At 68.2% G+C, this 3,565-nt stretch carries 4 protein-coding genes; 3 read left to right on the plus strand and 1 reads right to left on the minus strand.

Features of this window, described 5'->3' with window-relative positions:
- The coding region (locus tag ABNT58_RS11035) for a GAF domain-containing protein (protein WP_348753526.1) at positions 1–752 on the minus strand (752 nt) is incomplete at its 3' end.
- A gap of 332 nt (positions 753–1,084) precedes the next feature.
- On the opposite strand from ABNT58_RS11035, the gene ABNT58_RS11040 reads away from it, so the two are divergent.
- The 3 genes from ABNT58_RS11040 to ABNT58_RS11050 form a co-directional block, all read left to right on the plus strand.
- Positions 1,085–1,975, plus strand: a complete 891-nt coding sequence (locus ABNT58_RS11040; RefSeq protein ID WP_348753527.1) for an amidohydrolase family protein — start codon at positions 1,085–1,087, stop codon at positions 1,973–1,975.
- Between the two features lie 25 nt (positions 1,976–2,000).
- On the plus strand, positions 2,001–2,813 hold the full coding sequence (locus tag ABNT58_RS11045; RefSeq protein WP_348753528.1) for a crotonase/enoyl-CoA hydratase family protein: 813 nt from the start codon (positions 2,001–2,003) through the stop codon (positions 2,811–2,813).
- Between the two features lie 34 nt (positions 2,814–2,847).
- Positions 2,848–3,565, plus strand: a 718-nt coding sequence (locus ABNT58_RS11050) for an AMP-binding protein (RefSeq protein WP_348753529.1), incomplete at its 3' end; no start/stop codon positions are given.

Consider the following 3,565-nt stretch of genomic DNA (forward strand, 5'->3'; position numbering starts at 1 on the left):
ACCATCTGCTCGCGCCGCAGCCCGAAGCGCTGGCAGGTGGCCTGGTTGACGTCGATCACGCTGCGGTCTTCGAACGACAGGATGGCCGAGGCCATCGGCGCGGTCTGGAACAGGCGTTCAAAGCGGTCGCGGCCGGCGGCGATCTCGCGCGCCGCGGCGCTGCGTTCTTCCTCGCGGTCGATGTTGTCCAGCGCGTACGAGATGTCGGCGCTCATCTCGTCGAGCAGGGCCACCAGCGGCGGGTCGAAGAAGTCGGGCGCATCGGCGCACAGCATCAGGGTGCCGTACACCATGCCGCGCCTGCGCAGCGGCAGCCAGGCGATGGCATGGATGCCATGGGCCACGGCCACCGCGCGCCAGCGGCCCGACAGCGGGTCCTGCTGGTAGCGGTTGCTCAGCAGGTGCCGGCCCTCGCGAAAGGCGCGCACGGTGTAGGTGTTCTGCATCGCCGGGTTTTCAGTGTCCAGCGGGTCAGGCACGTTGGCCAGCACCTCATCGGCCGGCCCCGCGGTGGCAACGCGGCGCAGCAAGGTACCGTCCTGCAGGTAGATGCAGGCCAGCACGGCATGGCCGGTCTGCACGCAGATCTCGCAGGTCTCGGCAAAGATCTTTCGCTCGTCGTCGGTGCGCAGCACCATGCGGTTGGTGCGCGAGAGGGCCGCCAGAAAGCGCGAGAGCCGCGCGGCATGCGCATCCGAGGCGCGATGGCGGCGGTGAAGCACCAGCACCGCCAGGCCAAAGCACGTGGTCATGACAACGGCCACCAGCAATACCGCCACCGCCGTTGTCTGAGGAAATACCGACATCCGGCGAGCGTAAGCGCGGGGCAAAAGTATGTCGATTGGTAAACGCGTGTGCGCACAGCGCCTTTTTCCACGCTGCGGCCCCGGGCGGCCCCGCCCCCCGCCGCGCCCCAAACTGGAGCACCAGATGCGCGAGTTCAGAATTTGATTCAGTCACTGAACCAAATCAAGCCCCGATCCGGTGGCAGTCAAGGGGCGCCAATGCCTCAGGGTTAGCCCCAGTCACCGGCGCCCGAATAGTTAATTAAATTAAGCGAATGCCGGCAGACCTGCAATCCACCATGAAGACCGACGACCTGATCGCGATCGACGTCCACACGCACCTGGAAGTGTCGTGCTGGAACCCGTTCGACAGCTACGGCGAAGAGTACGACCGCGCGGCGGACAAGTATTTCCGATCCACCCGCCGCCCCACGATGGCCGAGGCCCTGGCCTACTACCGCGCGCAGAAGGTGGGCTTCGTGATGTTCTGCGTCGATGCCGAGGCGCAGATCGGCCGCCGCCGCATCCCCAACGAAGAAATCGCCGAGGCCGCGCGTGACAACCCCGACATCATGATCGCCTTCGGCAGCGTCGACCCCCACAAGGGCAAGATGGGCGCACGCGAAGTGCGCCGGCTGATCGAGGAGCACGGCGTCAAGGGCTTCAAGTTCCACCCCACGGTGCAGGGCTTCGAGCCGTACGACCGCATGGCCTGGCCGCTGTACGAGGTGATCGCCGAGTACAAGCTGCCCGCCATCTTCCACAGCGGCCATTCGGGCATCGGCTCGGGCATGCGCTGCGGTGGCGGCCTGCGGCTGCAGAACAGCAACCCCATGCTGCTGGAAGACGTGGCCATCGACTTCCCCGACATGCAGATCGTCATCGCCCACCCCAGCTGGCCCTGGCAGGACGAAGCCATCTCGCTGGCCATGCACAAGCCCAACATCTGGATCGACCTGTCGGGCTGGAGCCCCAAGTACTTTCCGCCCCAGCTGGTGCAGTACGCCAACACGCTGCTGAAGGACCGGGTGCTCTTCGGCAGCGACTTTCCGTTGATCACCCCCGAGCGCTGGATGAAGGACTTCGAGGAGGCCGGCTTCCGCGACGAGGTCAAGCCGCTGATCCTCAAGGACAACGCGATGCGCCTGCTGCGGCTGGGCAAGTACGCCGACACCGCGCCCGCCGCCTGAATCTCTGACTTCCCCGGACACGCCCATGACCCTCGCCTTTGAACCCGCCACCGGCCTGCTGGCCTCGCTCGACCTGCTGGAGGTGAGCCTGGCCGCCCACGTGGCCCATGTGCGCCTGAACCGCCCGGCCAAGCGCAACGCGATGAACGACACGCTGGTGCAGCAGCTGCAGACGGCGCTGGTCAACCTGCCCAACGAGGTGAAGGCGGTAGTGCTCACCGGCGCTGGCGAGCACTTCTGCGCCGGCCTCGACCTGTCGGAGCTGGCCGAGCGCAGCGTGGCCGAAGGCGTGCTGCATTCGCGGCTGTGGCACGGCGTGATGGACTCGGTGCAGTTCGGCCGCGTGCCGGTGGTGGCCGTGCTGCACGGCGCGGTGGTGGGCGGCGGGCTGGAACTGGCCAGCAGCACCCACATCCGCGTGGCCGAACGCAGCGCGTATTACGGCCTGCCGGAGGGCCAGCGCGGCATCTTCGTGGGCGGCGGCGGCTCGGCCCGCGTGCCGCGCCTGGTGGGCGTGGCCTGCATGACCGACATGATGCTCACCGGCCGCGTGCTCGACGCCGAAGAAGGCCTGCAGCGCGGCCTGTCGCAGTACCTGGTGGACGACGGCGCCGGCTTCGCCAAGGCCTGCGAGCTGGCTTCGCGCATCGCCAGCAATGCGCCGCTGTCCAACTTCGCGGTGATGCAGGCGCTGCCGCGCATCGCCGACCTGTCGCAGCCCGATGGCCTGTTCGTCGAGTCGCTGATGGCTGCCATCGCCCAGGGCGACGAGGCCGCCAAGTCGCGGCTGCGCGACTTCCTGGAAAAGCGCGCCGGCAAGGTCGTCAAGAGCAGCTGACCCGCGCCCCGACCCCAGTTCCGAAAGGACCGCGATGAACCCCACCTACCGCGACATCCGTGTCGGCGGCTGCCTCGACGTGCACGTCGAACGCCGTGCCGATGGCAGCCTGCTGCTGCAGTCCACCGAGGCGCTGGCCGACTACCCGGCCCGCGTGACCGACCGCCTGGAGCACTGGGCGGTCCAAGCACCCGACCGCACCTTCGTCGCCCGCCGCGACCCGTCGGTGCCTGGAGGCGGCGACTGGATCCGCATCAGCTACGCGCAGATGCTGGACCGCGCGCGGCGCATCGGCCAGGCGCTGGTGGCACGCGGCCTGTCGGCCGAGCGGCCCATCGCCATCCTGTCGGACAACGACCTCGAGCACCTCACGCTGTCGGTGGCGGCGCTGTGGGTGGGTGTGCCCTACGTGCCGGTGTCGGCGGCGTATTCGCTGGTGTCCAACGACCATGCCAAGCTCAAGCACATCCTGGGCAAGGTCACGCCGGGCCTGGTGTTCGCGGCCGATGCGCGCTTTGCCCGCGCCATCGCCAACGCGGTGCCGGCCGACGTGGAAGTGGTGCTGGGCCAGGGCACGCTGGAAGACCGCAACGTCACGCCCTTTGCCACGCTGCTGGACACCGCGCCGGGCCCGCAGGAGGCAGCCGCCCATGCGGCGGTGGGGCCGGACACCATCGGCAAGTTCCTGTTCACCTCGGGCTCCACCAAGCAGCCCAAGGGCGTGATCAACACCCACCGCATGATGTGCGCCA

It is taken from the genome of uncultured Aquincola sp., from assembly GCF_964001545.1.
Taxonomy (GTDB): Bacteria; Pseudomonadota; Gammaproteobacteria; order Burkholderiales; family Burkholderiaceae_C; genus Aquincola.